Below are 25377 nucleotides of genomic sequence, written 5' to 3' on the forward strand. Positions count from 1 at the left end.
CATTTCTTCACGGCATCGCAACGGAACATCCATCGACAGTTCTGGCCCTATTGGATGCATTCCGGCCCGCAAACGACCACGTCGAGGGGCCTCCGAATGCCGCGATTCACATCCCTGCGCAGCCTGCTCCTGGCAGGATGCGCCGCCCTGGCCTGCGCCCATGGCGCGGCCGCCCAGAGCATCTCCTTCCAGGGCCAGACCTTCGAGAATCAGGGCCTCGCCGGCGTCGGCCGCGTCTCGCCGCAGCTGCGCGACGGCTTCGGCGACACGCTGGGCAGCCTCGGCTCCGGCATGGTGGCCGACCTCTCGCGCTGGCGCCGCAACGGCAACAGCTATTCCGGCGTCTTCTTCATGGTGCCCGATCGCGGCTACAACATCGCCGGCACGATCGACTACCAGGGCCGCATCCAGCAGATGGGCGTCGGCTTCACGCCCCTGGGCACCAGCGGCAGCACCGGCCAGCAGAACCAGATGCAGCTCAGCCTGCAGCAGACCATCGGCCTGCGCGACGGCAACAACGTGCCGACCACGGGCTGGGACCCCAACGGCTTCCGCGCCGCCGGCAACGGCTTCCCCATCCTGCCGACCGGCCCCAACGGCCGCGTGACCATGGACAACGAGGGCATCGTCCGCGCCCGCGACGGCAGCTTCTTCGTCAGCGACGAGTACGGGCCCTACATCTATCGCTTTACGCCCGACGGCCGGATGCTCGGCGCCATCCAGCCCCCCGCCGCACTGATCCCGATCCGCAACGGCATTCCCGCCTTCGCCTCGAACAACCCAGGCGTGGGCCAGTCCACGCCGGTGCCGGCCGATCCCGTGACCGGCCGCCAGAACAACCAGGGCTTCGAGGGCCTGGCCCTCAGCCCCGACGGCCGCCAGCTCTCCGCGCTGCTGCAGAGCGCCACGCGGCAGGATGGCGGCACGGGCGGCAATGCCGCCACCCGCAACAACACGCGGCTGATCACCTACGACATCTCCAACCCCTCGGCGCCGGTGGAGAGCGGGCACTACATCGTCCAGCTGCCGCGCTTCGCCAACACCAACGGCAACGGCGCGACGCTGGTCGCCGCGCAGTCGGAGATGCTGGCGCTGAACCGCACCCAGTACCTGATGATCGCGCGCGACAGCGCCAACGGCTTCACCTATCCGAGCGCGACCTCGCTCTACCGCCAGATCCTGCTGGTGGACACGCGCGGCGCCACCAACATCAAGGGCACGGCCTATGAGGGCACGACGCCGGTCGCGCCCAACGGTGTGCTGGCCGCCGGCATCACGCCGGCCTCGACCACGCCCTTCATCAACATCAACGACAACAACCAGCTCATGCGCTTCGGCCTGCACAACGGCGCGCCGAACAACAGCAACAACCTCTACGAGAAGTGGGAGGCGATGAGCCTGCTGCCGGTGCTGGACCGGCACCGGCCCAACGACTTCTTCCTCGTCGTGGTCAACGACACCGACTTCATCACCAAGAACGGCAGCATGAACGGCGTGCCCTATTCCGACCCCTCGGGGCAGGACGTGGACAACATGTTCCTGGTCTACCGGGTGACGCTGCCGACCTATGTCGATCCGCTGGCCCTGCAGTCGCTCGAGGTCACGGCGCTGCCGCTGGCCCGCGCGACCGGCGAGAGCGCCATGGCGGTGGGCCGCACCCTGCTCGGCCATGCCGATACGCGCCTCTTCGGCCTGCGCACCGGCCAGGACCTGATGCCCCAGGGTGACGGCGCCAACGGGCCGGCCGTGCAGACGCGCTGGAACACCTTCGTCGCCGGCAACTTCAGCTTCGCCTCGCTCGGCTCCAACAGCTCGGCCAGCTACGCCTACGGCCCGACCGGCGGCTCGCTCGGCCGCGCCTCCACCGACCCCTCGGTGCGCGCGGCGACGGTGGGCATGGACTACCGCTTCACGCCGAACATCCGCGCGGGCCTGAGCGTGAGCTACTACGACACCTCGGCCTCGCTCTGGGGCGGCACGCGGATCGACGGCACGGGCGGCGCGATCAGCCCCTACATCACCGCGACGCACGGCAACTCCTATGTCGACCTGCAGTACAGCTACGTCTTCGGCGACTGGGACGTGCGGCGCGACACCGGCATCTACGGCCTGACCGGCCGCGGCAAGCCGGGCGGCGACGGCCACCTGGTGGCGCTCTCGGCGGGCCATAACTTCCGGGCGGGCGGCTTTGTCTACGGCCCGATCGCGCGCTTCACCCACAGCAGCATGAGCGTCGACGGCTACACCGAGAGCGACGCCGTGCACGCCAACGCCTCGGTGCCGCGGCAGACGGCGACCAGCAATATCCTGAGCGTCGGCATGCAGGGCAGCTACCCGATCCAGCTCCAGGGCGGGTGGCGCGTCACGCCGCAGCTCCGGGCGGGCTGGGACTTCGCGCTGAGCGAGGACCGCCGCGACCTGACCATCGGCCTCGCGGAGCGGCTCTTCATGCCGGAGGCCTATGTGACGGGCGCGGTCGGGACGCGCAGCCAGGCCGGCTTCCGCGGCGGCGCCGGCGTGCGCGTGCAGCGCGGGGCGGCCTCGGTGCTGGTGGACTACGATGCGCGCAGCTTCCAGGGCGGCGGCGGGCAGAGCCACGCGGTGACGATCGCGCTGGGCTACTCGTTCTGACGACTTCAGGGGGGGCTTTGCCCCTTCATTTGTAAATGGGACCAGGGGGCAGAGCCCCCTGGTCCTACACCGTCGCCGGCACCCGCGCCTCGGCCAGCGCCGCCGCCTGCCGCTCCGCGAGCTTCGCTTCGTCGAAGCCCTCGATCAGCTCGTGGAACATCCGATGCCAGTTCAGCCGCGCGTCCAGCCGCAGGAAGACGCTGCCCAGCCCGATCGCCGAGCGGTCCATCAGCGGGAACTCGCGCGGCACGCGCACGCCGCCGGTGCGCTTGAGGCCCTGGTGCACCTCCTCGGCGACCTTGCGGCCGAACATCGGGTCGTTCGTCTCGCTGATCGGGCGGATGCGGTCCTGCATCAGCGGCTCGTAGAGGAACTCCGCCCATTTCTTCAGGACCAGCATCGTCTCGCGCGAAAGGTTGCGGAAGCCCCAGATACGGAAGCCCTCGGCGGCCTTCTCGTCGTCGCCGTCGCGCACGCCCTCGTAGAGCATCAGCACGCCCGTGATGAAGCTCGCCGGGAAGACTCGGATGGTGCCGAAATCCAGCAGGTTGATACCGAGGTCCCAGGGCCGTACCTGGTAGTTGCCCAGATGCGGGTCGCCATGGATGACGCCGTAGCGGTAGAGCGGCACGTACCAGGCCGCGAAGAGCGCACGCGCGTAGGCGTTGCGCTCCTCCTGGTCGGCGCCCTCCTCGATGCGCTTGAGGATGGATTCGCCCGGCAGCCAGGTCATGGTGAGCAGCCGGCGCGTGGTCAGCTCCTCGACGGGCGTGGGGACATGCACGTTGGGCTGGCCGGCCAGCATGAGGCCGTAGAGGCGCTGCTGCGCGGCCTCGCGCTCGTAGTCCAGCTCCTCCCGCAGGCGGTCCTTCAGCTCGGCGAAGGCCTCCTCGTTGTCCAGCGCGGTGTCCATGCGTCGATAGAGGCTGAGCGCGATCTTGAGCTGCTTGAGGTCCGCCTCCACCACCGCCGGCATGTCCGGGTATTGCAGCTTGCAGGCGACGTCGCGCCCGTCATGCAGCGTCGCGCGGTGGACCTGGCCGAGGCTCGCCGCCGCCGCCGCCTCCAGCCCGAAGCTTGCGAAACGCGACTGCCACTGCGGGCCGAGCTCGGTCTGCATGCGACGACGCACGAAGGCCGGGCCCATGGCCGGCGCGTTGGACTGAAGGGTGGCGAGCTCCCGCGCATATTCCTCGGGCAGCGCGTCGGGCACGGTGGCGAGGAACTGCGCCACCTTCATCATCGGGCCCTTGAGCCCGCCGAGGATGGCCTTCAGATCCTCGGCATGGGCGCCCTTGTTGGTCTTGATGCCGAGGAAGCGTTGGCCGGCCACGCGCGCCGCGATGCCGGTGACGGCACCGGAGGTGCGCACCATGCGGCGCACCTCGCCGAAGAGGCTACTCTCGCGTTCTTCGGTCAAGAAGACGCCTCCAGCTCGTCGATGAAGCCGGAGATCACGTCCAGGCCCTTCTTCCAGAAGTTCGGGTCCGAGGCGTCGAGGCCGAAGGGCGCCAGCAGCTCCTTGTGGCGGAGCGTGCCGCCGGCCTTGAGCATGTCCATGTACTTCTGCTCGAAGCCCGGCACCGAGCCGTCGCGGAAGACGCCGTAGAGCGCGTTCACCAGGCAATCCCCGAAGGCATAGGCGTAGACGTAGAAGGGCGTGTGCACGAAATGCGGGATGTACGCCCAGTAGCTCGTGTAGTCCGGCGTGAACTCGAAGATCGGGCCCAGGCTCTCGGTCTGGATGGACATCCAAATCTCGCCGAGGCGCTCCGGCGAGAGCTCGCCCTTGCGGCGCTCGTCATGCACCTGCGTCTCGAACTTGTAGAAGGCGATCTGGCGGACGACCGTGTTCAGCATGTCCTCCACCTTGCCGGCGAGGAGCAGGCGGCGCTTCGCCGGATCCTTCTCCGCGTCGAGCAGGGCCCGGAAGGTCAGCATCTCGCCGAAGACGCTGGCGGTCTCGGCCAGCGTCAGCGGCGTGGACGACCGGAAGTAGCCCTGCGCGGCGGCGAGGCGCTGGTGCACGCCATGGCCCAGCTCATGGGCCAGCGTCATCACGTCGCGCGCCTTGCCGTGGTAGTTCAGCAGCAGGTAGGGATGCGCCGAGGGCACCGTCGGGTGCGCGAAGGCGCCGCTGGCCTTGCCGGGGCGCAGCGCGGCGTCGATCCAGGCGTGCTCGAAGAACGGCGCGGCCAGCTTCTCCATCTCGGGGCTGAAGCCGCCATAGGCCTTACGGACGCGGCTGACGGCGTCGGGCCAGGCGATCTTGCTGTCATCGTCGCGTGGGAGCGGCGCGTTGCGGTCCCAGTGCTGCAGCTTCTCCAGGCCGAGCCACTTCGCCTTCATGGCGTAATAGCGGTGCGAGAGCCGGGGGAAGCTGTCGGTGACGGCCTTCACCAGCGCGTCCACCACCTCGTCCTCGACCATGTTGGCGAGGTTGCGCGAGGAGCCGGGGCGGGCGTGATGGCGCCACTTGTCCATCACCTCCTTGTCCTTCACCAGCGTGTTGGTGATGAGGCTGAAGAGGCGGATGCGGCTGCCGAAGGCCTCGGAGACGCCTTTGGCCGCGGCCTCGCGCACCGCGCGGTCGGTGTCGGAGAGCTTGTTCAGCGCGGCGGATACCGAAAGCTCCTCGCCGGAGACCGTCACGGTCATGGTGGCCAGCGTCTCGTCGAAGAGGCGGTTCCAGGCGGCGCGTCCCGTGACCTCCTTCTCGTGCAGCAGCCGCTCCATCTCGTCGGAGAGTTGGTGCGGCAGCCAGACGCGCAGGTCGCGCAGCCAGGGGCGCCATGCGGCCAGCTTCGTGCTGGAGGCGATCTTCTCCTCCAGCACCTTCTCCTCGACGTGGTTCAGCTCCAGCGTGAAGAAGACCAGGTGCGAGGAGATCTCGGTCACCCGCTCCTGCATGGTCTGGTAGAAGCGGCCGTTCTCGCCGCTCAGCGAATCGCCAGCAAAGATCAGCGAGGCGAAGCTCATGGCCCGGCCCAGCACCTCCTCGATCCGCTCGCAGGCCTCGATCGCCGCGGCCAGCTCGTCGCCGGAGAGGCCGGCGAGCTTGGTGGCATATTTTTCCTGGAAGGCGCGGGCCTCGGCCTCGGCGCGGTCCAGGTCAGCTTTCAGCGCCGGGTCGTCCTGGCCCTTGTAAAGGTCCGAGAGGTCCCAGGACGGGAGGGCGGCCTCGCCCGAGGTGGCAGCATCGAGGGGGGAGCGCAGCATTTCGGGAGCGCGGCCTGGGATCATTCGCATTTCTCCCATATATGCGCCCTGACGGCGCGGCCAAGCGGGAAGTCCAGGAATGACAACAGGAATCGAGGCGGCGAAGAGCCTCCCCGCCTTGCACTTCACGCTGGCCGTCGAGGCACCGGACCTGCCGATGATCGGCTACTGGCGCGGCGGCGCCTGGCAGAAGATGAGCCGCGGGGCCTTCGCGCAGAAGGTCGCGGATGCGGCAGCCGGCCTGCGGCGACTCGGCGTCATGCCCGGCGACCGCGTGCTGCTGGTCAGCGAGAACCGGCCGGAATTCCTGGTCGCCGACACCGCGATCATGGCGATCGGCGCCGTCTCGGTGCCGACCTACACGACCAACACGGTGACCGACCACGCCCATATCCTCAGGGATTCCGGCGCGCGGGCGGCCATCGCCTCCACGGCGGCGCTGGCCGGCCGGGTCCGGTCGGCGGCGGAGCAGGTGGCGGGGCTCGACGCCCTGGTCTGCATGGAGGGCGCCGACGGCGCCTCGCTTTGGTCCGAGCTGGAGGCCCCCGCCGACCTGGCCGCCCTCATCGCCGAGGTGGAGCAGATCCCGGACGGGCGGCTGGCCTGCCTGATCTACACCTCCGGGACGGGCGGCCCGCCCAAGGGGGTGATGCTGCCGCACCGCTCCATGCTGGCGAACTGCTCGGCCGTTCGGAAGATCATCGGCCGGATCGGCATCGAGGGGCAGGGCCGCTACCTCTCCTTCCTGCCGCTCTCCCATGCCTACGAGCACACGGTGGGCGGCTACCTCATGCCCTCCTGCGGGGTGGAGCTCGTCTTCTCGCGCGGGGCGGACAAGCTGCTGGCCGATTTCGCCGAGCACCAGCCGCACCTCATCACCACCGTGCCGCGCCTCTTCGAGGTGATCCGCGAGCGGGTCTCCACGCAGGTCGCCAAGGAGGGCGGCACGAAGCAGAAGTTCTTCGACAAGGCGCTGGCGCTCGGGCTGCGCCGGCTGGACGGCCCCCGCCTCAACCCGATCGAATGGGTGATGGACAAGATCCTGGACCGGCTGGTGCGCGACAAGGTGCGGGCCCGCTTCGGCGGGCGGCTCAAGGCGCTGGTCTCCGGCGGCGCCCGGCTGGATCCGGACCTTTCCGGCTTCTTCCTCGCCCTCGGCGTCCCGGTGCTGCAAGGCTATGGCCAGACCGAGGCCGGCCCCGTCGTCAGCGTGAACCTGCCCTGGGACAACGACCGCCGCAGCGTCGGCAAGCCCCTGCCCGGGGTCGAGGTGAAGATCGCGGGCGACGGCGAGCTGCTGGTCCGCGGCGACCTCGTGATGGACGGCTACTGGAACAATCCCGAGGCCACCGCCCGTTCCATCACCCTCACCCCGGACGACGGGCTCCCCTGGCTGCACACCGGCGACGTGGCGGAGCTGCGCGATGGCCGCATCCACATCACCGACCGCAAGCGCGACTTCATCAAGCTCAAGGGCGGCGACATGGTGGCGCCCTCCAAGATCGAGAGCCTGCTCGCCGCCGAGCCCGAGGTGGCGCAAGTGGTCGCCGCCGGCGAGGGCATGGCCGGCGTGGTCGCGCTCATCGTGCCCACCGAGGGGCGCGAGGCCCAGCTGGGCGAGGCGGTGAAGCGGGTGAATGCCCGGCTCTCCACCATCGAGCGCATCCGCCGCTTCGCCGCCGTGGTGGAGCCCTTCACCGTCGAGAACGGGCTGATGACGCCGACCATGAAGGTGAAGCGCCGCCAGGTGATCGAGCGCTATGCCGCGGAGATCGAGGACCTCGCCTGACATTGTGGTAGTCTTCCGGCAACCGAAGGGCGGCGCGGCCGTTCCTTCTGGCGAAATGGTTATGCAGAGGAACGCGAAATGACACGCCGGATCGGATACAAGGCGTTGCTGGCGGCGGCCCTGGCCGGCGCGATGGCGCTCTCGGCCGGGCCCGCCATGGCGCAGCGCCACCGAGACAATGGCTGGCACGGTGGTCCGCCCCCGGGCCGCGGGCATGACCGTGGCTGGGACCGCGGCCGCGGCGGTTATCACGGCGGCTACGGCCGCCGCGACAACACCGGCGCCATCGTTGGCGGGGCGTTGCTCGGCCTCGGCCTGCTGGGCGGCGCGCTGGCCCTGCAGCAGTCGCAGGTCGCGCCGCCTCCCGCCTATTACGCGCCGCCGCCGGGCTATGCCCCGCCGCCGGCCTATGCGCCGCCGCCCGGCTATTACGGCTACAAGTGAGGCAAGACCGATGAAGCTGATCACCACGGGCCGCATCGCGGCACTTGTCCTGGGCCTTGGCCTGCCGCTGGCGGCCGTCGCGCAGGAGCAGCGCGCGCCCTCCGTCCAGGCCCCGCCCGCCGCGGCCAACCAGGCGCGCCGAACCCAGCACCTGACGCAAGAGCAGATGATGCAGCAGGTGGAGACGCATCTGGCCACTCTGCGCACCCAGCTCGGCATCACCCCCGCGCAGGAGCCGCAGTGGCAGGAATTCGCCAAGGTGCAGCGCGACAATGCGATCGCCATGCGCCAGCGGTTCACCCAGCGCGGCACGCAGCTCGCGCAGATGAGCGCGGCGGACAACATGATGGACTACGCGCAGATCACGGAGCAGCTCGCGCAGGAGCGGCTGCGCCTCGCGACGGCGTTCCGCGGGCTCTACGACGCCATGTCGCCGGAGCAGAAGCAGCGCGCGGACGTGATCTTCCGCGCGCCGCCGCAACATCACCGCCAGGCGCGCGGCGGCGCCCGCAACGGCTGAGGCGATGGCCCGGGCCCGGTTCGGGCCCGGGCGTGCGCGTCCATCGGCGTTCCGGCGCGACGCGCGAGAACCTCCACGCGACAGACAAGACGGATTCTCCCACCCCGCTCTGACAAGGTGATGGCACCGGCGCACCGATGCCACGGCCCGGGCAAGGAGAAGGCAAGATGTCGCGCAAGATCGGATACAAGTCCCTGGTCGCCCTGGCCCTGGCCGGCGCGGTGATCCTCTCCGCTACGCCGGCCTCGGCGCAGCACTATCGCCACGGCGGCTACGGCGGCTATGGCGGCCGCGGCTATCACGGCGGCTCCTATTATCGCGGCCCCAGCACGGGCGCCGTCGTCGGCGGTACGCTGCTGGGCCTGGGGCTGCTGGGCGGGGCGCTCGCCCTCTCGCAGGCCGCGCCGCCGCCGGTCTATGCCCCGGCGCCCGTCTACGTTCCGCCGCCGGCCTACGCGCCCCCGCCGGCCTACTATTACGGGTACAAGTGAGGCGGTTGCGCCTCCCTCGGCTCAGACCGGCTCCGCCACCCGCGCCCAGCTCGGGTTGAGCAGCGGCGAGGGCGCGGCCATCCGGGCCCGCGCCTCCAGGTACTCGGCATGCAGCCGGTCGATCAGATCAGCGGCCGGCACGACCTTCTGGATGCCGGACACGCTCTGCCCCGCCCCCCAGATGTCCTTCCACTTCTTCTTCCGGTCGGAGGCGAAGGACATCGCCGACTTGTCCGAGGTCTCCAGGTTATCTGGGTCCATCCCGGCGTTGCGGATCGACGGCTTCAGGTAGTTGCCGTGCACCCCAGTGATGAGGTTCGTGTAGACGATGTCCGACGCGCCGGATTCCGTGATCATCCGCTTGTAGTCGTCCACCGCGCGGGCCTCCTCGGTGGCGATGAAGGCCGTGCCCATATAGGCGAAGTCCGCCCCCATGGCCTCGGCGGCGAGGATGCTGCGGCCATGCGCAATGGAGCCCGAGAGCGCGATCGGCCCGTCGAACCAGGCGCGCGTCTCCTGCATCAGCGCGAAGGGGCTCTGGGCGCCGGCATGGCCGCCCGCCCCGGCAGCGACCAGGACCAACCCGTCCGCCCCCTTCTCGATCGCCTTGTGCGCGAAGACCTGGTTGATCACGTCGTGCATCACATGGCCGCCGTAGGAATGGACGGCCTGGTTCACCTCCTCGCGCGCGCCGAGCGAGCTGATGACCAGCGGCACCTTGTGCTTCACGCAGAGCGCCAAGTCCTGCTCCAGCCGGTCGTTCGACTTGTGGACGATGAGGTTCATGGCGAAGGGCGCGGAAACCCGGTCCGGGTTCGCGGCATCGTGCGCCGCGAGCGTTTCCGTGATCTCGGCGAGCCATTCGTCCAGCTGCTCCACGGGCCGGGCGTTGAGCGTCGGCATGGCGCCGATCACGCCCGCCCTGCACTGCGCGGTCACCAGCTCGGGCACCGAGATGATGAAGAGCGGCGAGCCGATGAGCGGCAGCCGCAGCCGTCCCCTGACCTTGTCGCGCAGATCCATGGACAAGCCCCTCACATGTTGTTGTGCGAAGGTTAGTCCGCCTAACCCAGCCCCGTACAGGCCGGCGAATTGTCCTGGCAGGTCTTGTCAACCAGACATGATTCCATGAGGTTGCACGGGATGGAATCATACGGCTCGAGATGGAAGGCTGCCGGAACGGCGGCTCGCTGGACCGCGGCCTTTTTGCCGGGATGTACGAATGGCTGACATGAAGCCGGTCCTGATCGTGGGCGCAGGCCCCGTCGGGATGGTGGCCGCGGCCGCGCTGCTGAGGGAGGGCATCCCCGTCACGGTCCTGGAGGCCGGGCCGACCATCTCGGAGGAGATGCGCGCCTCCACCTTCCATGCGCCGACCCTCGACATGCTCGACGACCTGGGCGCCGCGAAGGACATGATCCGCCAGGGCATCAAGGGCCCGATCCTGCAGTACCGGCAGCGCGACCAGACGGTGATCGCCGAGTTCGACTTCGGCATCCTGGCGGACGTGACGCGGCACCCCTACCGGCTGCAATGCGAGCAGTTCAAGCTGACCCGCATCCTCTACGACCTGCTGAAGGACAGGCCGGGCTTCTCCATCCGCTTCCACGCGCAGGTTGCCGATGCGGTCGACCATGGCGGCCATGTCGAGGCGGTGCTGGAGGACGGCACGCGGATCGAGGGCAGCTACCTCATCGGCGCGGACGGGGCGCACAGCGCGGTGCGCAAGGCGGCCGGCATCGAGTTCGAGGGCTTCACCTGGCCCGAGCGCTTCCTGGTGCTCTCCACCGAGTTCGACTTCGCCTCGATCATCCCGGGCCTCGCCGACGTGACCTACTATGCCGATCCGGAGGAATGGTTCTTCCTGCTCCGCGTGCCCGGCGTGTGGCGCTGCATGTTCCCCGTGGCGCCGGAGGTGTCCGACGAGGAGATCGAGACCGACGCCTTCGCCCGCGCCCGCTTCGCCCGGATCCTGGCCGACCGCGACGACTATCCGGTGAAGCACCGCACCCTCTACCGCGTGCACCAGCGCGTGGCCGAGACCTTCCGCAGGGGGCGCCTGCTGCTGGTCGGCGACGCCGCGCATATCAACAATCCGCTGGGCGGCATGGGGCTCAACGGCGGCGTGCACGACGCGGTGAACCTGGTGGAGAAGCTGGCCCGCATCATTCGCGGCGAGGCGGACGAGGCCGAGCTGGACCGCTACGTCCGCCAGCGGCGCGGGATCACGGTCGAGCACGTGCAGCGCCAGACCATCCAGAACAAGAAGAACCTCGAGGCGAAGACGCCCGAGGACCAGGCGGATTTCCGTGAGCGCATGGCCGAGGCGGCGTCGGACCCGGCCAAGGCGCACGCCTACCTGATGGGCATCTCGATGATCAACAGCCTGAAGCGGGCGGCGGAGATCGAGTAGCCGAAGATGGTGGAAGAGCAGGCCCGAAGGGATTATTCGGAGACTCGCTCATGCCTCACGCCCTAGATCGTTGTTAAGGCGCAATTTCCGCCGATGCGGCGTTCCCGCCCGGCGGGAAGCTGCCTAGGCTGCGACGATCCCGAAAGGAAGCCGATGACGAACCGCCGATTCCTGTCCCTCGCCTTCGCCGCCACGCTCCTCGCCGGGCCCGCCTTGGCCCAGGCCTGGCCGGACCATCCGCTGCGCGTGGTGGTCCCCTTCGCGCCCGGCGGCGTGACCGACAGCATCGGCCGCCTCGCCTCGGAATGGCTGAGCGGCAAGCTCGGCCAGCCGGTGGTCGTGGAGAACCGGACCGGCGCCAACGGCATGATCGCGGTGGAATACGTGGTCCGCAGCCGACCCGACGGCTACACGCTGCTGACCGCCAGCGCCTCGCAGATGGTGATGCTGCCGGCGCTGGCCCAGCTCAGCGTCAACCCGGCGCGCGACATCGCGCCGATCTCCATCGTGGGGTCGAATCCGCAGGTGCTGGCCGTCTCCGCGCGGCTGGGCGTCAGCAACCTGCAGGAACTGCTCGCCTATCTCAGGGCGAACCCGGGGACGCTGAACTTCTCTAGCGGCGGCAACGGCTCCTCCAACCACCTGGCGATGGAGCTGCTGCTGAACCGGACCGGCACCCGTGCCACGCATGTCCCCTATCGCGGCGGCGCGCCGGCGATGCAGGCGGTGCTGGCCGGCGATGTGGGCGCCTATTTCGGCAATCCCTCCGACATCATCCCGCATCTCGGCGGTCCCGCGATCAAGGTCATCGGCATTGCCGGGCCGGAGCGCATGGCCGCGCTTCCGGGCGTGCCGACCATCGCCGAGCAGGGCCTGCCGGGCTTCCAGGCGCAGACCTGGAACGGCATCGCCGCCCCGGCCGGGACGCCGCCCGAGCTGATCGAACGCATGGGCGCGATCCTCGTCAGCGCCTGCCAGGACGCCGCCTTCAAGGCGGCAGTGGAGCGGCTGGGCGCGATCCCGGTCTGCTCGACGCCGGCGCAGATGCGCGCAGCCATGGAGGCGGATGGGCCGCAGTGGCAGGAGCTCGTGCGCGCGGCGGGGCTGAAGCTGGAATAGTATCCAAACGCGTGATTCAGACCTTCGGCGCCTTCGCGCCTTCGGTCACCACGCTTCAGCCCGCCTTGAAGCGGGCCAGGGCATCCCGATCGATCTCGATGCCCAGACCCGGCCCCGTGGGAATTTGGACCACGCCGCCGGAATGCTCGATCGGCTCCTTCAGGATCGCCTGGCGGATGGGGTGCTCGGTGCGGTCGAACTCGAAGATCGGCTGGGCCGGCGCCAGCGAGGTCGGCGTGTGCGTCGGCAGCACGCCCATCAGTTGCAGCGCGGCGGCGAGGCCGATCCCGGTCCCCCAGCAATGCGGGTTGTACCGGACGCCGAAGGCCGCAGCCATGTCGGCAATCTTCTTGCATTCGGACAGGCCGCCGGCGGAGCAGGTGTCGGGCTGGATGATGTCCATCGCGCCCTGCACCAACACCTCGCGAAAGCCGAAGCGGGTGAACTCGCATTCGCCGCTGGCAACCGGGATGGTCAGCGCTGCCTTCACCGCCTTGTGGCCGGCCAGGTCCTCGGGCGGCACCGGCTCCTCGAACCAGCCGATGTCCAGCGGCTCGATCAGCCGCCCCAGCTTGATGGCGGCGACCGTGTCATAGGCGTGGTTCGCGTCGACCATCAGGCCGATGCCCGGCCCGATGGCCTCGCGGACTGCCCTGGTCACGGCGGCGTCCTCGGCGATGCCGAAGCCGACCTTTAGCTTTACCGCCCGAAAACCCTCGGCCACGTAGCCGGCCGCTTCCTCGGGCAGATATTGCAGGGGATCGCCGCTCCGGCGGCGATAGAGGCCCGTGGCATAGGCCTGGACCTCGGTCCGCACCGGGCCGCCCATGAGCTGGTGAACCGGCGCGGAGAAGTGCTTGCCCTTGATGTCCCAGAGGGCGATGTCGATGCCGCTGAGGCCCTGGATGACGAGGCCCTTCTGGCCGTGGTCCCTCAGCCGGGCATAGATGTCCTGCCAGATGACCTCGGTCTGCAAGGGATCCGCGCCGATCAGCCAGGGCGCGATGTGGCGGACCACGGCCTCCGTCATCCAGGCGGGGCCGTAGCATTCGCCCCAGCCGGTGAGGCCCGTATCGGTCTCGATCTCGACGATCATCGCCATGCGCGTGCCGTACCAGGCGCGCGAATAGGCGAAGGGTTCCGCAAGGCTCGCCTCGAGCACGTGCGTGGTCACCTTGCTGATCCTCATCCGCTTCCCCTCCGTGCCGAGGGCGTGCCGGCCTTTCCGGCCGGTCTCGCAGATCGCCCCGCGTCGAGCGGCCAGCTTGGCACGCTTTGCGCCATGCGGCGCTATGGGGCGGGCGGCCCCGCCCGCTCGGGTAGGACGGACAACATGGCCGCGGCGAAGCCAGTCCCAGGCGCCGCATCAAGCCGGCAGGGGTCCGAGGTCGAAATTCACGACCTCGGACCCCTGGCTTCGACCTCAGGCCGGCCGCACGCCCATCGCGACCGTCCGCTCGTCCATCCGCGCGGCGTAGGTCAGCCCGCGCTTCGTTGCCCAGCTGTGGTTGAGCTGGATCAGCGGCATGATCGGCACCTCGCGCGCCACCCAGCGCACCATGTCCTGCAGCGCCTTCTCGCGCGCCTCGTCGTCCACGATGGAGACGGCCGCGTTGGTCAGCCGATCCAGCTCGGGCGAGGAGAAGCGGCCGGAATTGCTGGCGCCTGTCCGGTTCTCGCGGCTGTAGGTCATCATGATGTTGGCGAGCATGTAGCCGGCCTCGGCCGTGGTGCTGCCCCAGCTCGTCAGGCGGATGGCGAAGTCCTGCCGGTTGCTGCGGGCCGAGAAGCTGGCCCAGGGCAGCGCGTCCACCTGGGTCTGCACGCCGATGCGCGTCCAGAACTGCGCGATCGCCTGCGCGATACGGCTGTCGTTCGGGAAGCGGTCATTGGGCGAGTGCAGGGTCAGCTTGAAGCCGTTGGGATAGCCGGCCTCGGCCAGCAGGCGGCGCGAATGCTCGACATTCGGCACCGGCACCGTCACGTCCGGCGCGTAGCTGAAGACGCCGGGCGGCAGCCACTGGTTGGTGGCCGTGGCCTGGCCCTCCATCACGCGCTCGGCGATGTTCTGCCGGTTGATGATGCTGGTCAGCGCCTGGCGGACGCGCACGTCCTTGAAGGGGTTGGTCGGCAGCGGCTGGCCATTGTTGTCGGTGACGAAGGGCAGGCTTCCGTCGCGGGAGAAGTCCGGCATCAGGTAGACGCAGCGCAGGCCCACCGTCTCGGAGACGGAGGTCCGCGGCTCGCGCTTCAGCCGGGCGAGGTCGCTGCTGGCGACCTGGTCGATCATGTCGAGGTCGCCCGAGAGCAGCGCCGCCGAGCGCGCCGCGTCGTTGGCGATGAAGCGGTAGGAGACGCGCGACCAGGGCTCCCGGCCGCCCCAGTAGTCGTCGTTGCGGACCAGCTCGGTGCGGTTGTTCGGCTCGTAGCTCACGAACTTGTAGGGGCCGGTGCCGATGGCCGCCTTGCCGCTGTTGTAGTCCTCGGTCGATGCGCCCTCAGCCGCGTGCTTCGCCACGATGAAGATGGCGGCGAGGTCCGTCGGCAGGATCGGGTTCGGCGCATGGGTGTGGAAGCGGATGGTGTGCGGATCGACGATCTCGATCTGCTTGATGCTCCGCAGGAAGCCGCCGAAGCCGCCGGGGCTGTTCGGGACGTTGGGCGCGCGGCCGTAGGTGAAGGCGACGTCCTCGGCGGTGAAGGGGCGGCCGTCATGCCACTTCACGCCCTCACGCAGCTTGAACTCCCAGAGGGTGGGCTCGATCACGCGCCAGGAGGTGGCGAGGCAGGGCTGGAACTTCGCGTCCGGCGAGCGCTGGACCAGCGCGTCGAAGATGTGCAGCGCCAGCGAGGAATTGGGCGCGGCGTTGAAGAAGTGCGGATCGACGGAGGTGATGGAGCCGCCGGTGGCGATGGTCAGGGTGCGATCGGCCTGCGCCAGGGCGGGCGCTGCGAGAACGCTGGAAACGGCGGCGGCGCCGAGGGCGCGGCGGCTGAGGGCGGTCATGGGGGAGATACTCCGAACTCTAGGGACGGGCTTGTTAGCGACTTTGGAATTCGCTTTCCAGCATTGCCACAGGAGTTCCTGTTATGGTGAACAGGTCAGGAAAAGACGGAGCCAGATCCATGAAATGCGAGATAATGGACGGCAGACCGTCGACGAGAGACGGAATTATAGTCGGTCTCTTAAGTATTTTTTGTAGTTTTATATTCCCTGGAACACTTTTGATGATGCTCGTCACCGGCTGCGCGCCACAGCTGCGGGTGGGAGATCGTCCCACCAGCCTGGATGCGCAACTGGTCGCACTTCGAACCGGCCTCGAGGTGACCGCGCCGAGTGCTCCCTTGTCGCTCACCTATCGCCCAGTGGCGCGGTGCGTATTCGAGCGGAACATGGACGTCATTGGGGATCCTCGGCGAAACCAAAGAGTAGAGATGACCATGCGGGGCGTACGGGATCGGATCCAGGTCGTGTTGTCAGCGACGGGCGACCAGCCAAGCTCCTATCTGATTGGGCGTAATGGCCAGTTGTACGACTATAACGTCACCATGGCGCCGGGATCTTCTACAAGATTGACGAGTGAGAATCGTCAAAATATCTTGGATGACCGGATGCGTGAAAGTCAGAATCTTGTAGGTCGAGGCAGTAGAATTGTGAGTGTGATAGACTCTTTTTCGTATTTTATGCCGGAATTCTCGACACAGCGTTTGGAAGTAAATGGGGTTGCGGCCTTGATTCGCGGATTGGATGGAAAGGAATGGGCGAGATTTCATTTCGCCGGGATTTCCACTTATGCCGGACGTTCCGTGGTCGTGCTGGACCTGATCCGAAACTCCACGGTCGTGGGATTCAATCTGATGGATATGCAGAATTCGGTGCCGATCCTGGCCGCACACAGCGCAGGGAGCCGGGTACGCTACGATCGGGTGAGCTGCGACGGATAGCCGCTCTCAGCGCACCACCACACCAGCCGAGGCACGGCAAGCATCCTGCGCCATCCGCCGCTCGGCGCCGCTGGGCAACAGGCAGGCGATGGTTCCCGGCGCCCCCGCCGTGGGCCGCGCGGGCGTCGGCGCTGCGGCAGGCGGCGTGGCTGCCCGGCTGATCACCGAGCTGCGCTCGGAGAGGATGCTCGGCGGCTGGCCCGCCGGGAAAGCGACCTCAAGGGTAAAATCGGCCAGCCCCGTGGAGACCGCGTTGCGCGCGGGGCTTCGCGCCTCCCAGTCCACAAGCCCTGTCACGAGGCAGATCCGCGCGCCATCGTTGCAGCTCGCGGAGAATCCGTCCGGCCTGATGACGTAGCGGCGGAGCGGCCACCGGCTCACGAAGTCCCTCTTGTAGTCGGCGATCCAGCCTGAGCTCCGCGGGGTGCCGAAGAAGTTCACGCTTGGGGCATAGGCACCGTTGATGAAGGCCATCGCGGCATCGTTGGTCTCGGAGAAGCTCCCGTAATAGCGGCGCGCGAAGGCCCTCGCCGCTTCTGCCAGGGCCTGCGGGGCTGGCTGCATCGGGCGGGGCGGCGGCAAGGCCGCGTAGATCGGGTCCGCAGGGGCCGGTGGGATGGGGCGCGGAACCGGCGGCGCGGCGAGCGCCGGTGGTGATGGTGATGGCAATGGTGCCGCGCCGGTCACCGGACCCGACAGGTACACGCGCTCCCGGCCCAGCTGGCCGTAGGTGCTCGGGTCCTGCCGGTTTCCGGTCGCGTCCAGCACGTCCGCCCGCACCTCCCGGAACAGATCCGAGACTTCAAGCGTGGCAGTGCCGAGATGTTGCAGGAGGGCCGCAGTGTAAGGGCTGTTCCGTCCCTGACCGTCCTCGGCCGTCGTGCCCTCGCGCGCGGAATAGGCCACGAGCACCGAGCCCCTGGGCTCCACCCGCCCGAGGCCCCGGCTCGCCGACCGGGTCGCGCCGGCGCTGCGTTCCATGCGAGCGCGGAACGGATCGTCCCGGCAGGCATCGAGGATCACGAGACCCAGGCGGCGGGCGTTCCGCACCATATCGGTGACATCGCTCAGCCGGATGGCCTCGAGCGGGGCATCCCGATCGGAGCGGAGTTCCGCATCCACAGGGATGAGATAGTTGTCCCCGCCCAGTTCCATGCCATGGCCGGCGAAGAAGACGATGGCATGCTCCGCCCCGTCCGCCGCCCGGCCGAAGTCACGGAGCGCCCGGAGCATGGTCTCGCGGCTGGCGTTGGTGACGAGGCGGACCTGGTAGCCGACGCCCGTCAGCGCCGCGGCGATGTCGGCTGCGTCGTTCAGCGGGTTGGCGAGGCGCACGACCCCCGTCTTCGCATAGGCGGCGTTGCCGATCACCAACGCCACGCGCTGGGCCATCGCCGGCGCCGACAGGCCGAGCACGAGCGCAACCATCAGCAGGCCCAGCCGCGCTGCACGACCCGCCGATGTCGATCCCGATGAAATCATGCGGGAAGACTAGGAAGGCGAGCCGGCTCTTGGAAGAAGGAATCCAGCGAGCGCGATGTCGCTCCCGGCGAAATTCATGACCTGGACAGTAATTTCAGCCAGATCGTCAGGCCAGGCTCCGCCGCCCGATGAAGCCGTGCACCGCCTCGGCCAACGCGGCCGCCACCTTGGCCCGATGGTCCGCCCGGCGCAGCAGCGCCTCGTCCTGCGGATTCGAGAGAAAGCCGCACTCCACCAGCGCCGCCGGCACGTCGGGCGCCTTCAGCACCACGAACTGCGCGCGCCGCAGCGGCTGGTTGAGCAAGGCCACCTCGCCGTCCAGCGCGTTCACCGCGAGCCGGGCCAGCCGCTCCGAACCCGCCCGCGTCTCCTGCCGCATGAGGCTGAGCAGGATGCGCTGCACCTCGGGCGAGACCGAGGGCAGCCGCAGCCCGCCGGCCCGGTCGGCCTGGTTCTCGCGCCGGGCCAGGGCCGCAGCCAGGGAATCGGTCGCCGTCTCGGAGACGGTGTAGACCGAGGCTCCGCGGAGCGCGTGCGATTGCCCCGCCGGCATGGCGTCGGCATGGATGGAGAGGAGCAGCACCGCCTCGCGGTTGCGGGCGATCTCGACGCGGCGGGCCAGCGGCACGAAGACGTCGCTGGTCCGGGTCAGCGCCACGCGGCAGCGGCCGCCTGCCTCCAGCATGCGCTTGAGCTCGAGCGCGAGCGGCAGGGTGATGCGCTTCTCCTGGGTGCCGTTGGTGCCGATGGCCCCGGGATCCGCGCCACCATGGCCCGGGTCCAGCAGGACCAGCGGCAGGCGCGCGATATCCCGCGCCGGCGGCGCACGCCGGCGTTGCGCAGCCAAGGTCTGCGCTTCCGCTCCCGGCGCCATGGCCAATCCAGCCATCGCCGCGAGCCATGCTCTGCGATCGAAAACCCCCATAGGCCGCAACCCCCATCGCGGTGGCGGGACGCTAGCTGAAAAGACCTTGAAAATCCAGAGGACGTGCTTCCTATGCGGGCAATAAGCGTATGCGTTGTGCAACGAAACGTGACCCTGGCCGGCTGCGGGGGATCGACTTGTCCACAGGGCGCCTTGTGAGGCCGCGCCCGGGCGCGTATGCTGCCTTGCCCCAGCGATAGGTGCTGCGGGCGGAACAGGGGCAGACGGCGCGGTTTCGCGCGCCAAGCCCCGGTCGTGGTCCGCCGGATGGACGCCCCTTTTGCGGCGCTCCGAAGAAAGGACCTGCCGGTTCCGCCAGCGTGCCCGCGGTGCAGGCTGGCCATGCCGAGACGCGCTTGTCCCACCTGCCGCAATATCGTCCGCCCGTGAAGGGCGCACATCCGTGGGGGTGAGCCATTGGGCACGACGCCCCGTTGCCTGCCGACCGCGCTTGCGGCGCAGGACAAGCGGGCTTCCGCGCCCCCGAGTGAGGACGCAAGCGCATGTCACGGACATCGCCGCCGATCGGCCCGCACCCGGAATCCACACACCTTTTCCGCCGCCGGCCGGGTGCCCCCATGCCCCGCCGCGGTGCGGAGTTTTCCTCGCATGACCAAGCGCATGTTGATCGACGCGGCTCACCCGGAAGAGACCCGGGTGGTCGTGATGGACGGCCATCGCGTCGATGAATTCGACCTGGAGGCGGCCAACCGGCTGCCTCTCAAGGGCAACATCTACCTCGCCCGCGTCGTCCGGGTGGAGCCGAGCCTCCAGGCCGCCTTCGTGGAGTACGGCGGCAACCGCCACGGCTTCCTGGCCTTCGGCGAGATCCATCCCGACTATTACCAGATCCCCGTCGCCGACCGTCAGCGGCTGATCGAGGCCCAGGAGGCCGAGGCCCGCGAGGAGGCCGAGGCCGAGGCCCGCGAGGAGGAGCGGCGGGCCCAGGCCCAGGCCGCCCGCGCCGCCGCCCAGGCGGCCCGCGCCGCGGCCGCCGAGGCCGCCGGCGAGGAAGCCCCCGCCGAGGAGCCCCTCGAGGCCCTGCCGGAGGAGCTGACCTCCGAGCAGCCCTCGCCCGAGGAGATGGAAGCCGACATCGTCGCCCAGCTCGAATCGCAGGGCCAGCCGGAGACGGTCGAGTCCTCCGAGAGCGACGACGAGAACGGCAGCCGCGTCGAGATCCTGCCCCCCTCCGACGCCCCGCCGCCCGAGACCATCGGCGAGTCCGGCGGCGAGGCGGAAGCCGAGGCCGAGGCCGACCAGGAGGAGCGTCGCGAGCGCCGCTCCACCCCGCGCTTCCTGCGCAACTACAAGATCCAGGAGGTCATCCGCCGCCGGCAGATCCTCCTCATCCAGGTCGTGAAGGAAGAGCGCGGCACCAAGGGCGCGGCGCTCACCACCTATATCTCGCTCGCCGGCCGCTTCTCGGTGCTGATGCCCAACAGCCCGCGCGGCGGCGGTGTCTCCCGCAAGATCACCTCCAGCTCCGACCGCCGCCGCCTGCGCGAGGTGATCGACGAGCTGGAGATGCCGCACGGCATGTCGCTCATCGTCCGCACGGCGGGCGCGCAGCGGCCGAAGCCCGAGATCCGGCGCGACTGCGAGTACCTGCTGCGCCTCTGGGACGACATCCGCGAGCGGACCCTGGCCAGCACGGCGCCCGCGCTGATCTACGAGGAGGCGGACCTCATCAAGCGCTCCATCCGCGACGGCTATGCCCGCGACATGGACGAGATCATCGTCGAGGGCGACGCGGCCTATGCCCAAGCCCGCGAGTTCATGCGCATGCTGATGCCGGAGCATGCCCGCAAGATCCAGGCCTATCGCGACGGCACGGTGCCGCTCTTCTCGCGCTTCCAGGCGGAGTCGCAGCTTGATGCGATGCACGAGCCGAATGTGCAGCTCCGCTCGGGTGGTTATCTCGTCATCAACCAGACCGAGGCGCTGGTCGCCATCGACGTGAACTCCGGCCGCTCGACGCGCGAGCGGAGCATCGAGGACACGGCGCTGCGCACCAACCTCGAGGCCGCCGAGGAGATCGCGCGCCAGCTTCGCCTGCGCGACCTCGCGGGCCTGATCGTCGTCGACTTCATCGACATGGACTCCAACCGTCACAACGCGATGGTGGAGAAGCGGATGAAGGACGCGCTGCGGACCGACCGCGCGCGCATCCAGGTCGGCCGCATCAGCCATTTCGGCCTGCTGGAGCTGTCGCGGCAGCGGCTGCGTCCCTCGCTGGCCGAGACCACCTTCGTCACCTGCCCGCATTGCCTGGGCCGCGGCACCGTCCGCGGGCTGGAGAGCAGCGCGCTCGCCGTGCTGCGCGCCGTCGAGGAGGAATGCGCCAAGCGCCGCGCCGCCGAGATCACCGTGCGCGTGACCTCAGCCGCCGCGCTCTACCTGCTGAACAAGAAGCGCGACCGGCTCGCGGATATCGAGAACCGCTGGGGCGTGACCGTGCTGTTCGATCCGGACGACACGCTACACGGCGCCGAGACCCGCATCGAGCGCAGCAAGGCGCCGCCGCCGCCGATCGACGACCGCCCCGCCGCGCTGCGCATGGACTATGCCGCCGAGGAAGAGGCCGCCGTCGTCGAGGAGGCCGAGGAGGTCGAGGCCGAGGCGTCCGAGGCCGGGATGACGGAGGAGGAGCGGGCCCGCCGCCCGCGCCGCCGCCGCCGGGGCCGGGGCCGCCGCGAAGGCGGGCCGGAGCGCGCGGAAGGCGCCGAAGAGGGCACCGAGGCGCCGGCCGAGGGCGCATCCGAGACGGAGCTGGAAGCCGAGGATTCGGCGCCCGCTGAGGTCGATGCGGAAGCCGAGCCGTCCGAGAGCGACGAGTCGGCACGCCGTCGCCGGGGCCGTCGTGGCGGCCGCCGCCGGCGCGAGGGCGAAGGCCCGGCGACCGAGCGCGAGGCGCCGGAGGCCGCCGCCGGCTACGTCGCCCCGGCGCCGGCCGGCTATGCCGGCCCGACGCCCGCCGATCCCTTTGCCAATACGACGGACAGCCTGCTGGCGGCCATGGAGGCGGCGGAGGCCGCCGCCGAGGCCGCGCTCGCCCCGCGCCCCGTCGTGCCTCCCGTGGAACCGGTGCCTGCGCCGGCGGCGGAAGCGGTGCCAGAGGTCGAGCCGATCGAGGCCGCGCCCGTTGCGGAGGCGGTCGAGCCGGTCGTCGCGGAGCCCGTGGCGGTCGAGCCGGCGAAGCCCGAGCCCATCCCGGAGCCGATCGGCGGCGCCGCGCCGCCGAAGCCCGAGCCTGAGCCGGTGCCCGAGGTCGTGATCGGCCCGGCGATCCAGCCCAAGACGGTCGAGGAAGCGGCCGCGGCCGCGCCCCGCCGTGGTGGCTGGTGGAAGCGATGAGCGGCACGGAGCCGCCGGTCCTCGTTCGTCGCGAGGGGCCGGTGGTTCACGTGACGCTGAACCGCCCTGCCCGCCGCAACGCCATCGGCGGCGGCATGGGCGAGGCGCTCGACGAGCTCATCGCTGAGCTCCGCGGCCATTCCCAGGCGCGCATCGTGGTGCTGCGCGGCGCCGGCGGGCATTTCTGCGCCGGCCTCGATCTCACCGAGATGGCGCAGGGCACGCCCGAGGAGCGGCTGGCGGCGCAGCTCACGCGCAACCGCCGCATCGGCGCGCGCTTCCAGGAGCTTTCGGAGCTCCCGCAGGTGGTGATCGCGGCGATCGAGGGCGCGGCGCATGCCGGCGGCCTCGGCTTCGTGTGCTGCGCGGACATCGCCTTCGCCAGCGCGGATGCGAAATTCTCGGCGCCGGAGACGCGGCGCGGGCTGGTAGCGGCGCAGATCCTGCCGTGGGTCGCGCGGCGCATCGGCCGGCCGAACGCCACGCGCATGGTGCTGGAGGCCAATGTCATCGACTCCGCCACGGCGCTGCGCTGGGGCCTGGTGCACGAGGTCGGCGCCGACCGCGCGGCGCTGGACGCGCTGGTGGCGCAGAGCGTGGCGCTGATCCTGGAGGGCGCGCCGGGTGCGCTCGCCGAGACCAAGGGCCTGCTGGCCGCGCTCGGGCCGCTCGCGCCGGAGAGCTATGCGGAGATGGGGGCCAACGCCTTCGCCCGCACGGGCTCCAGCCCGGAGGCGGCGGAGGGCATCGCGGCCTTCAAGGAAAAGCGGAAGCCGAGCTGGGCGGCATAGCCGCCAGGGGGCAGATCGGAAGAAGGCGAGCAGGCCAACCGAGAATCCGGCCGCAACGCGGAAAGCGCCGCCCAACCGACCTGACATCCCGCGCACCAGTGGCGCGGCGAGCCAGGCGAGCGCCCGGCGCTTGAGGGCACAAAAAAAGCGTTCGGAAGCGGCCCTCGGAACTTACGGCCGCGGGCGCACAGTCTCCGTGCCGCTTCCGAACGCGCCCATGATGGTCCATTGGCCGGACATCTCGCCGTCGGGCTTGATCTCGTAGATGCCCATGCTCGGCTGGCCGCCCAGGCTGAAGGCGGTGGCGAAGACCAGGCCGCTCACCATGCCCACGCCCTCGATCGATTCGGAGCCGATGGTCCAGGTCAGGCGGAAGCTCAGCAGGCCGATCTGCTCCAGCAGCAGGGTGCCGGTGTATTGCGTGCCGTCGGGATTGGCGCCCGTGACGTCATAGGTTCCGGGTCGCTGCGCGGCCGCCGGCCCGGCGAGCCCGAAAGCCAGACCCAGGGTCAGGCCCGCGGCCAAGATCAGTCGCTTCATCGACACAACAGTCCCCTTGGCGAACGGCCGACGGGGACCGGTCGCGTGTCACTTCACGATGGCGACCCTGAGCGAGTTCGTGGTGCCGGGCGTCCCGAAGGGCACACCGGCCGTCACCACCACCTCGTCGCCGGGCTGCACGAAGCCTTCCTGCTGCGCCGCCCGGCAGGCCCGCGCCACCATTTCCGTCATGGAGTGGATATCCTGAACCACCAGCGGATGCACCCCCCAGACGACGGCCAGCCGCCGCGCCGACTGGATGAGCGGCGTGAGGCCGAGAATCGGGGAGCCCGGCCGCTCGCGCGCGGCGCGCAGCGTGGTGGAGCCGGTGCTGGTGAAGGTGGCGATGGCCTTGGCATGGATGGTCTGCGCCACCTGGCGCGCGGCCGCGGCGATGGCGCCGGCGCTGGTGCCCTCGGGCTCGGGACGGTTGGCGTTGGTCTGGGCGCGCCAGTCGGGATCCTGCTCCACCCGGGCCACGATGCGGTCCATGATGTTCACCGCCTCGAGCGGGAACTGCCCGGCGGCCGTCTCGGCCGAGAGCATGACGGCGTCGGCGCCGTCGAAGACCGCGGTGGCGACGTCCGAGGCCTCGGCGCGGGTGGGGGAGGGCGAGGTGATCATGCTCTCCAGCATCTGCGTCGCGACCACGACCGGCTTGCCCAGCGCGCGGGCGGCGCGGACGATGCGCTTCTGAACGAGCGGCACCTCCTCGGGCGGCATCTCCACGCCGAGGTCGCCGCGGGCGACCATGACGCAGTCGGTCAGCGCCAGGATGCCGTCGAGGTTCTCGACGGCCTGGGGCTTCTCCATCTTCACCATGACCCAGGCGCGGCCGTCGCAGATGGCCTTGGCCTCGGCCACGTCCTCGGGCCGCTGCACGAAGGAGAGGCCGATATATTCGACGCCCAGCGGCAGCACGAATTCCAGGTCGGCGCGGTCCTTGGCCGTGAGCGCCGGGATGGGCAGCGCCACGTCGGGCACGTTCACGCCCTTGCGGTCGGAGAGCGCGCCGCCGACCACGACCTCGGTCTCCAGGTGGTCGTTCTCCACCTGGCGGACCACGCGCAGCCGCAGCTTTCCGTCGTCGAGCAGGAGGGTGGTGCCGATGCGGGCGGCGTTGATGATCTCCGGATGCGGGAGCTGGACACGCTTCACGTCGCCGGGCGTGGGGTTCAGGTCCAGGCGGAAGCGGCTGCCGGTGGCGAGCTGGACCCGGCCCGCGCCGAACTTCCCGACCCGCAGCTTGGGGCCCTGGACGTCGGCGAGGATGCCAATGGGACGGCCGGTCTTGCGCTCCACCTCGCGGATGATGGCGATGCGGGCCGCGTGGTCCTCGTGGCTGCCATGGGAGAAGTTGAGGCGGAAGACGTCGGCGCCCTGGCGGAAGAGCTTCTCGATCATCTCCAGCGAGGAGCTGGCCGGGCCGAGGGTGGCGATGATCTTGGTGCGGCGGTGCCGGCGCATGGGGATGCGCGGGCGGACAGAGCCCTCGGGCACACGCGGCGCGGGCGGCGGCGCGCCGGGCGAGCGGAGCGTCTCTGCCTCGATGCCGAAGAGCTCGGCCACGTCGTTCACCCGGTCGGCGGGGACGCGCTTCCACTGGCTGACGGCAGCCGTGGAGATGTTCAGGGCGGAGGCGATGCGGGTGACCGCTCCGCGGCGGGCGAGGATATCCTCGAGGACGGGATCGCGCATGCCGCTAAGTTAT

19 protein-coding genes are annotated in these 25377 nt (G+C 69.7%); 10 read left to right on the forward strand and 9 right to left on the reverse strand.

Going from position 1 to position 25377, the window contains the following annotated elements; genetic code table 11:
* Window positions 1-96 precede the first annotated feature (96 nt).
* Window positions 97-2631, forward strand: coding sequence for an esterase-like activity of phytase family protein (locus AC1ROY_RS16005; protein WP_493149838.1), 2535 nt, complete (start codon window positions 97-99; stop codon window positions 2629-2631).
* Window positions 2632-2695: 64 nt separating this feature from the next.
* Here the strand turns inward: AC1ROY_RS16005 and AC1ROY_RS16010 are convergent, their stop codons facing one another.
* Window positions 2696-4051 carry an ABC1 kinase family protein gene (locus AC1ROY_RS16010; RefSeq protein ID WP_493149839.1) on the reverse strand — a complete coding sequence of 452 codons (1356 nt, stop codon included), beginning with the start codon at window positions 4049-4051 and terminating at the stop codon, window positions 2696-2698.
* Entirely contained in the window at window positions 4048-5850 is a 1803-nt protein-coding gene (locus tag AC1ROY_RS16015) for a M3 family oligoendopeptidase (protein WP_493149840.1), read from the reverse strand. The genes AC1ROY_RS16010 and AC1ROY_RS16015 overlap by 4 nt, the downstream gene beginning before the upstream one ends.
* Window positions 5851-5929: 79 nt before the next feature.
* On the opposite strand from AC1ROY_RS16015, the gene AC1ROY_RS16020 reads away from it, so the two are divergent.
* The 4 genes from AC1ROY_RS16020 to AC1ROY_RS16035 all read left to right on the forward strand — a co-directional run bounded on the left by AC1ROY_RS16020 (window position 5930) and on the right by AC1ROY_RS16035 (window position 9094).
* Complete coding sequence (locus tag AC1ROY_RS16020) at window positions 5930-7639, forward strand: AMP-dependent synthetase/ligase (RefSeq protein ID WP_493149841.1); 1710 nt, start codon at window positions 5930-5932, stop codon at window positions 7637-7639.
* Between the two features lie 78 nt (window positions 7640-7717).
* Window positions 7718-8083, forward strand: a complete 366-nt coding sequence (locus AC1ROY_RS16025; protein ID WP_493149842.1) for a hypothetical protein — start codon at window positions 7718-7720, stop codon at window positions 8081-8083.
* 10 nt (window positions 8084-8093) lie between these two features.
* Window positions 8094-8603, forward strand: coding sequence for a Spy/CpxP family protein refolding chaperone (locus AC1ROY_RS16030; protein WP_493149843.1), 510 nt, complete (start codon window positions 8094-8096; stop codon window positions 8601-8603).
* 167 nt (window positions 8604-8770) lie between these two features.
* The gene (locus AC1ROY_RS16035; RefSeq protein ID WP_493149844.1) at window positions 8771-9094 is read left to right on the forward strand and encodes a hypothetical protein; all 324 of its coding nucleotides are present in this window, start codon (window positions 8771-8773) and stop codon (window positions 9092-9094) included.
* Window positions 9095-9115: 21 nt separating this feature from the next.
* Here the strand turns inward: AC1ROY_RS16035 and AC1ROY_RS16040 are convergent, their stop codons facing one another.
* Complete coding sequence (locus tag AC1ROY_RS16040; RefSeq protein WP_493149845.1) at window positions 9116-10117, reverse strand: NAD(P)H-dependent flavin oxidoreductase; 1002 nt, start codon at window positions 10115-10117, stop codon at window positions 9116-9118.
* 199 nt (window positions 10118-10316) lie between these two features.
* Between AC1ROY_RS16040 and AC1ROY_RS16045 the strand changes: the two genes are divergently transcribed.
* Complete coding sequence (locus AC1ROY_RS16045; protein ID WP_493149846.1) at window positions 10317-11507, forward strand: FAD-dependent oxidoreductase; 1191 nt, start codon at window positions 10317-10319, stop codon at window positions 11505-11507.
* A 153-nt stretch (window positions 11508-11660) separates the two neighbouring features.
* Window positions 11661-12626 (forward strand): Bug family tripartite tricarboxylate transporter substrate binding protein, encoded by a 966-nt coding sequence (locus AC1ROY_RS16050; RefSeq protein WP_493149847.1) that lies wholly within the window; start codon window positions 11661-11663, stop codon window positions 12624-12626.
* 55 nt (window positions 12627-12681) lie between these two features.
* Here the strand turns inward: AC1ROY_RS16050 and AC1ROY_RS16055 are convergent, their stop codons facing one another.
* Window positions 12682-13815, reverse strand: coding sequence for a mandelate racemase/muconate lactonizing enzyme family protein (locus AC1ROY_RS16055; protein ID WP_493149848.1), 1134 nt, complete (start codon window positions 13813-13815; stop codon window positions 12682-12684).
* A gap of 234 nt (window positions 13816-14049) precedes the next feature.
* Complete coding sequence (locus AC1ROY_RS16060; protein ID WP_493149849.1) at window positions 14050-15633, reverse strand: ABC transporter substrate-binding protein; 1584 nt, start codon at window positions 15631-15633, stop codon at window positions 14050-14052.
* A gap of 221 nt (window positions 15634-15854) precedes the next feature.
* On the opposite strand from AC1ROY_RS16060, the gene AC1ROY_RS16065 reads away from it, so the two are divergent.
* A complete protein-coding gene (locus AC1ROY_RS16065; RefSeq protein WP_493149850.1) occupies window positions 15855-16571 on the forward strand; it encodes a hypothetical protein in 717 nt (238 codons plus the stop codon).
* Between the two features lie 6 nt (window positions 16572-16577).
* Here AC1ROY_RS16065 and AC1ROY_RS16070 read toward each other — a convergent pair whose 3' ends face one another.
* Entirely contained in the window at window positions 16578-17999 is a 1422-nt protein-coding gene (locus AC1ROY_RS16070; protein ID WP_493149851.1) for a caspase family protein, read from the reverse strand.
* 160 nt (window positions 18000-18159) lie between these two features.
* Window positions 18160-18900: an N-acetylmuramoyl-L-alanine amidase family protein gene (locus AC1ROY_RS16075; RefSeq protein WP_493149852.1), complete on the reverse strand. Its 741-nt coding sequence runs from the start codon at window positions 18898-18900 to the stop codon at window positions 18160-18162.
* A 687-nt stretch (window positions 18901-19587) separates the two neighbouring features.
* Here AC1ROY_RS16075 and AC1ROY_RS16080 point away from each other — a divergent pair.
* Together AC1ROY_RS16080 and AC1ROY_RS16085 are read left to right on the forward strand one after the other, a co-directional pair.
* Window positions 19588-22335 carry an Rne/Rng family ribonuclease gene (locus tag AC1ROY_RS16080; protein ID WP_493149853.1) on the forward strand — a complete coding sequence of 916 codons (2748 nt, stop codon included), beginning with the start codon at window positions 19588-19590 and terminating at the stop codon, window positions 22333-22335.
* The gene (locus tag AC1ROY_RS16085; protein WP_493149854.1) at window positions 22332-23126 is read left to right on the forward strand and encodes an enoyl-CoA hydratase/isomerase family protein; all 795 of its coding nucleotides are present in this window, start codon (window positions 22332-22334) and stop codon (window positions 23124-23126) included. Before AC1ROY_RS16080 ends, AC1ROY_RS16085 begins: the two co-directional genes overlap by 4 nt.
* A 171-nt stretch (window positions 23127-23297) precedes the next feature.
* Here the strand turns inward: AC1ROY_RS16085 and AC1ROY_RS16090 are convergent, their stop codons facing one another.
* Together AC1ROY_RS16090 and pyk are read right to left on the reverse strand one after the other, a co-directional pair.
* Window positions 23298-23666: a hypothetical protein gene (locus tag AC1ROY_RS16090; protein ID WP_493149855.1), complete on the reverse strand. Its 369-nt coding sequence runs from the start codon at window positions 23664-23666 to the stop codon at window positions 23298-23300.
* Between the two features lie 48 nt (window positions 23667-23714).
* Entirely contained in the window at window positions 23715-25133 is a 1419-nt protein-coding gene (gene pyk / locus AC1ROY_RS16095) for a pyruvate kinase (RefSeq protein WP_493149903.1), read from the reverse strand.
* Window positions 25134-25377 lie beyond the last annotated feature (244 nt).

The organism is Roseococcus sp. GW821-FHT12F05, assembly GCF_058806835.1.

Excerpts from the sequence above, each read along its gene's own strand:
- AC1ROY_RS16005 (WP_493149838.1), top strand. The coding sequence starts at position 97 with ATGCCGCGATTCACATCCCTGCGCAGCCTGCTCCTGGCAGGATGCGCC.
- AC1ROY_RS16015 (WP_493149840.1), bottom strand. The coding sequence starts at position 5,850 with ATGCTGCGCTCCCCCCTCGATGCTGCCACCTCGGGCGAGGCCGCCCTC.
- AC1ROY_RS16020 (WP_493149841.1), top strand. The coding sequence starts at position 5,930 with ATGACAACAGGAATCGAGGCGGCGAAGAGCCTCCCCGCCTTGCACTTC.
- AC1ROY_RS16025 (WP_493149842.1), top strand. The coding sequence starts at position 7,718 with ATGACACGCCGGATCGGATACAAGGCGTTGCTGGCGGCGGCCCTGGCC.
- AC1ROY_RS16030 (WP_493149843.1), top strand. The coding sequence starts at position 8,094 with ATGAAGCTGATCACCACGGGCCGCATCGCGGCACTTGTCCTGGGCCTT.
- AC1ROY_RS16035 (WP_493149844.1), top strand. The coding sequence starts at position 8,771 with ATGTCGCGCAAGATCGGATACAAGTCCCTGGTCGCCCTGGCCCTGGCC.
- AC1ROY_RS16040 (WP_493149845.1), bottom strand. The coding sequence starts at position 10,117 with ATGGATCTGCGCGACAAGGTCAGGGGACGGCTGCGGCTGCCGCTCATC.
- AC1ROY_RS16045 (WP_493149846.1), top strand. The coding sequence starts at position 10,317 with ATGGCTGACATGAAGCCGGTCCTGATCGTGGGCGCAGGCCCCGTCGGG.
- AC1ROY_RS16050 (WP_493149847.1), top strand. The coding sequence starts at position 11,661 with ATGACGAACCGCCGATTCCTGTCCCTCGCCTTCGCCGCCACGCTCCTC.
- AC1ROY_RS16055 (WP_493149848.1), bottom strand. The coding sequence starts at position 13,815 with ATGAGGATCAGCAAGGTGACCACGCACGTGCTCGAGGCGAGCCTTGCG.
- AC1ROY_RS16060 (WP_493149849.1), bottom strand. The coding sequence starts at position 15,633 with ATGACCGCCCTCAGCCGCCGCGCCCTCGGCGCCGCCGCCGTTTCCAGC.
- AC1ROY_RS16065 (WP_493149850.1), top strand. The coding sequence starts at position 15,855 with ATGATGCTCGTCACCGGCTGCGCGCCACAGCTGCGGGTGGGAGATCGT.
- AC1ROY_RS16070 (WP_493149851.1), bottom strand. The coding sequence starts at position 17,999 with ATGGTTGCGCTCGTGCTCGGCCTGTCGGCGCCGGCGATGGCCCAGCGC.
- AC1ROY_RS16080 (WP_493149853.1), top strand. The coding sequence starts at position 19,588 with ATGACCAAGCGCATGTTGATCGACGCGGCTCACCCGGAAGAGACCCGG.
- AC1ROY_RS16085 (WP_493149854.1), top strand. The coding sequence starts at position 22,332 with ATGAGCGGCACGGAGCCGCCGGTCCTCGTTCGTCGCGAGGGGCCGGTG.
- AC1ROY_RS16090 (WP_493149855.1), bottom strand. The coding sequence starts at position 23,666 with ATGAAGCGACTGATCTTGGCCGCGGGCCTGACCCTGGGTCTGGCTTTC.
- pyk (WP_493149903.1), bottom strand. The coding sequence starts at position 25,133 with ATGCGCCGGCACCGCCGCACCAAGATCATCGCCACCCTCGGCCCGGCC.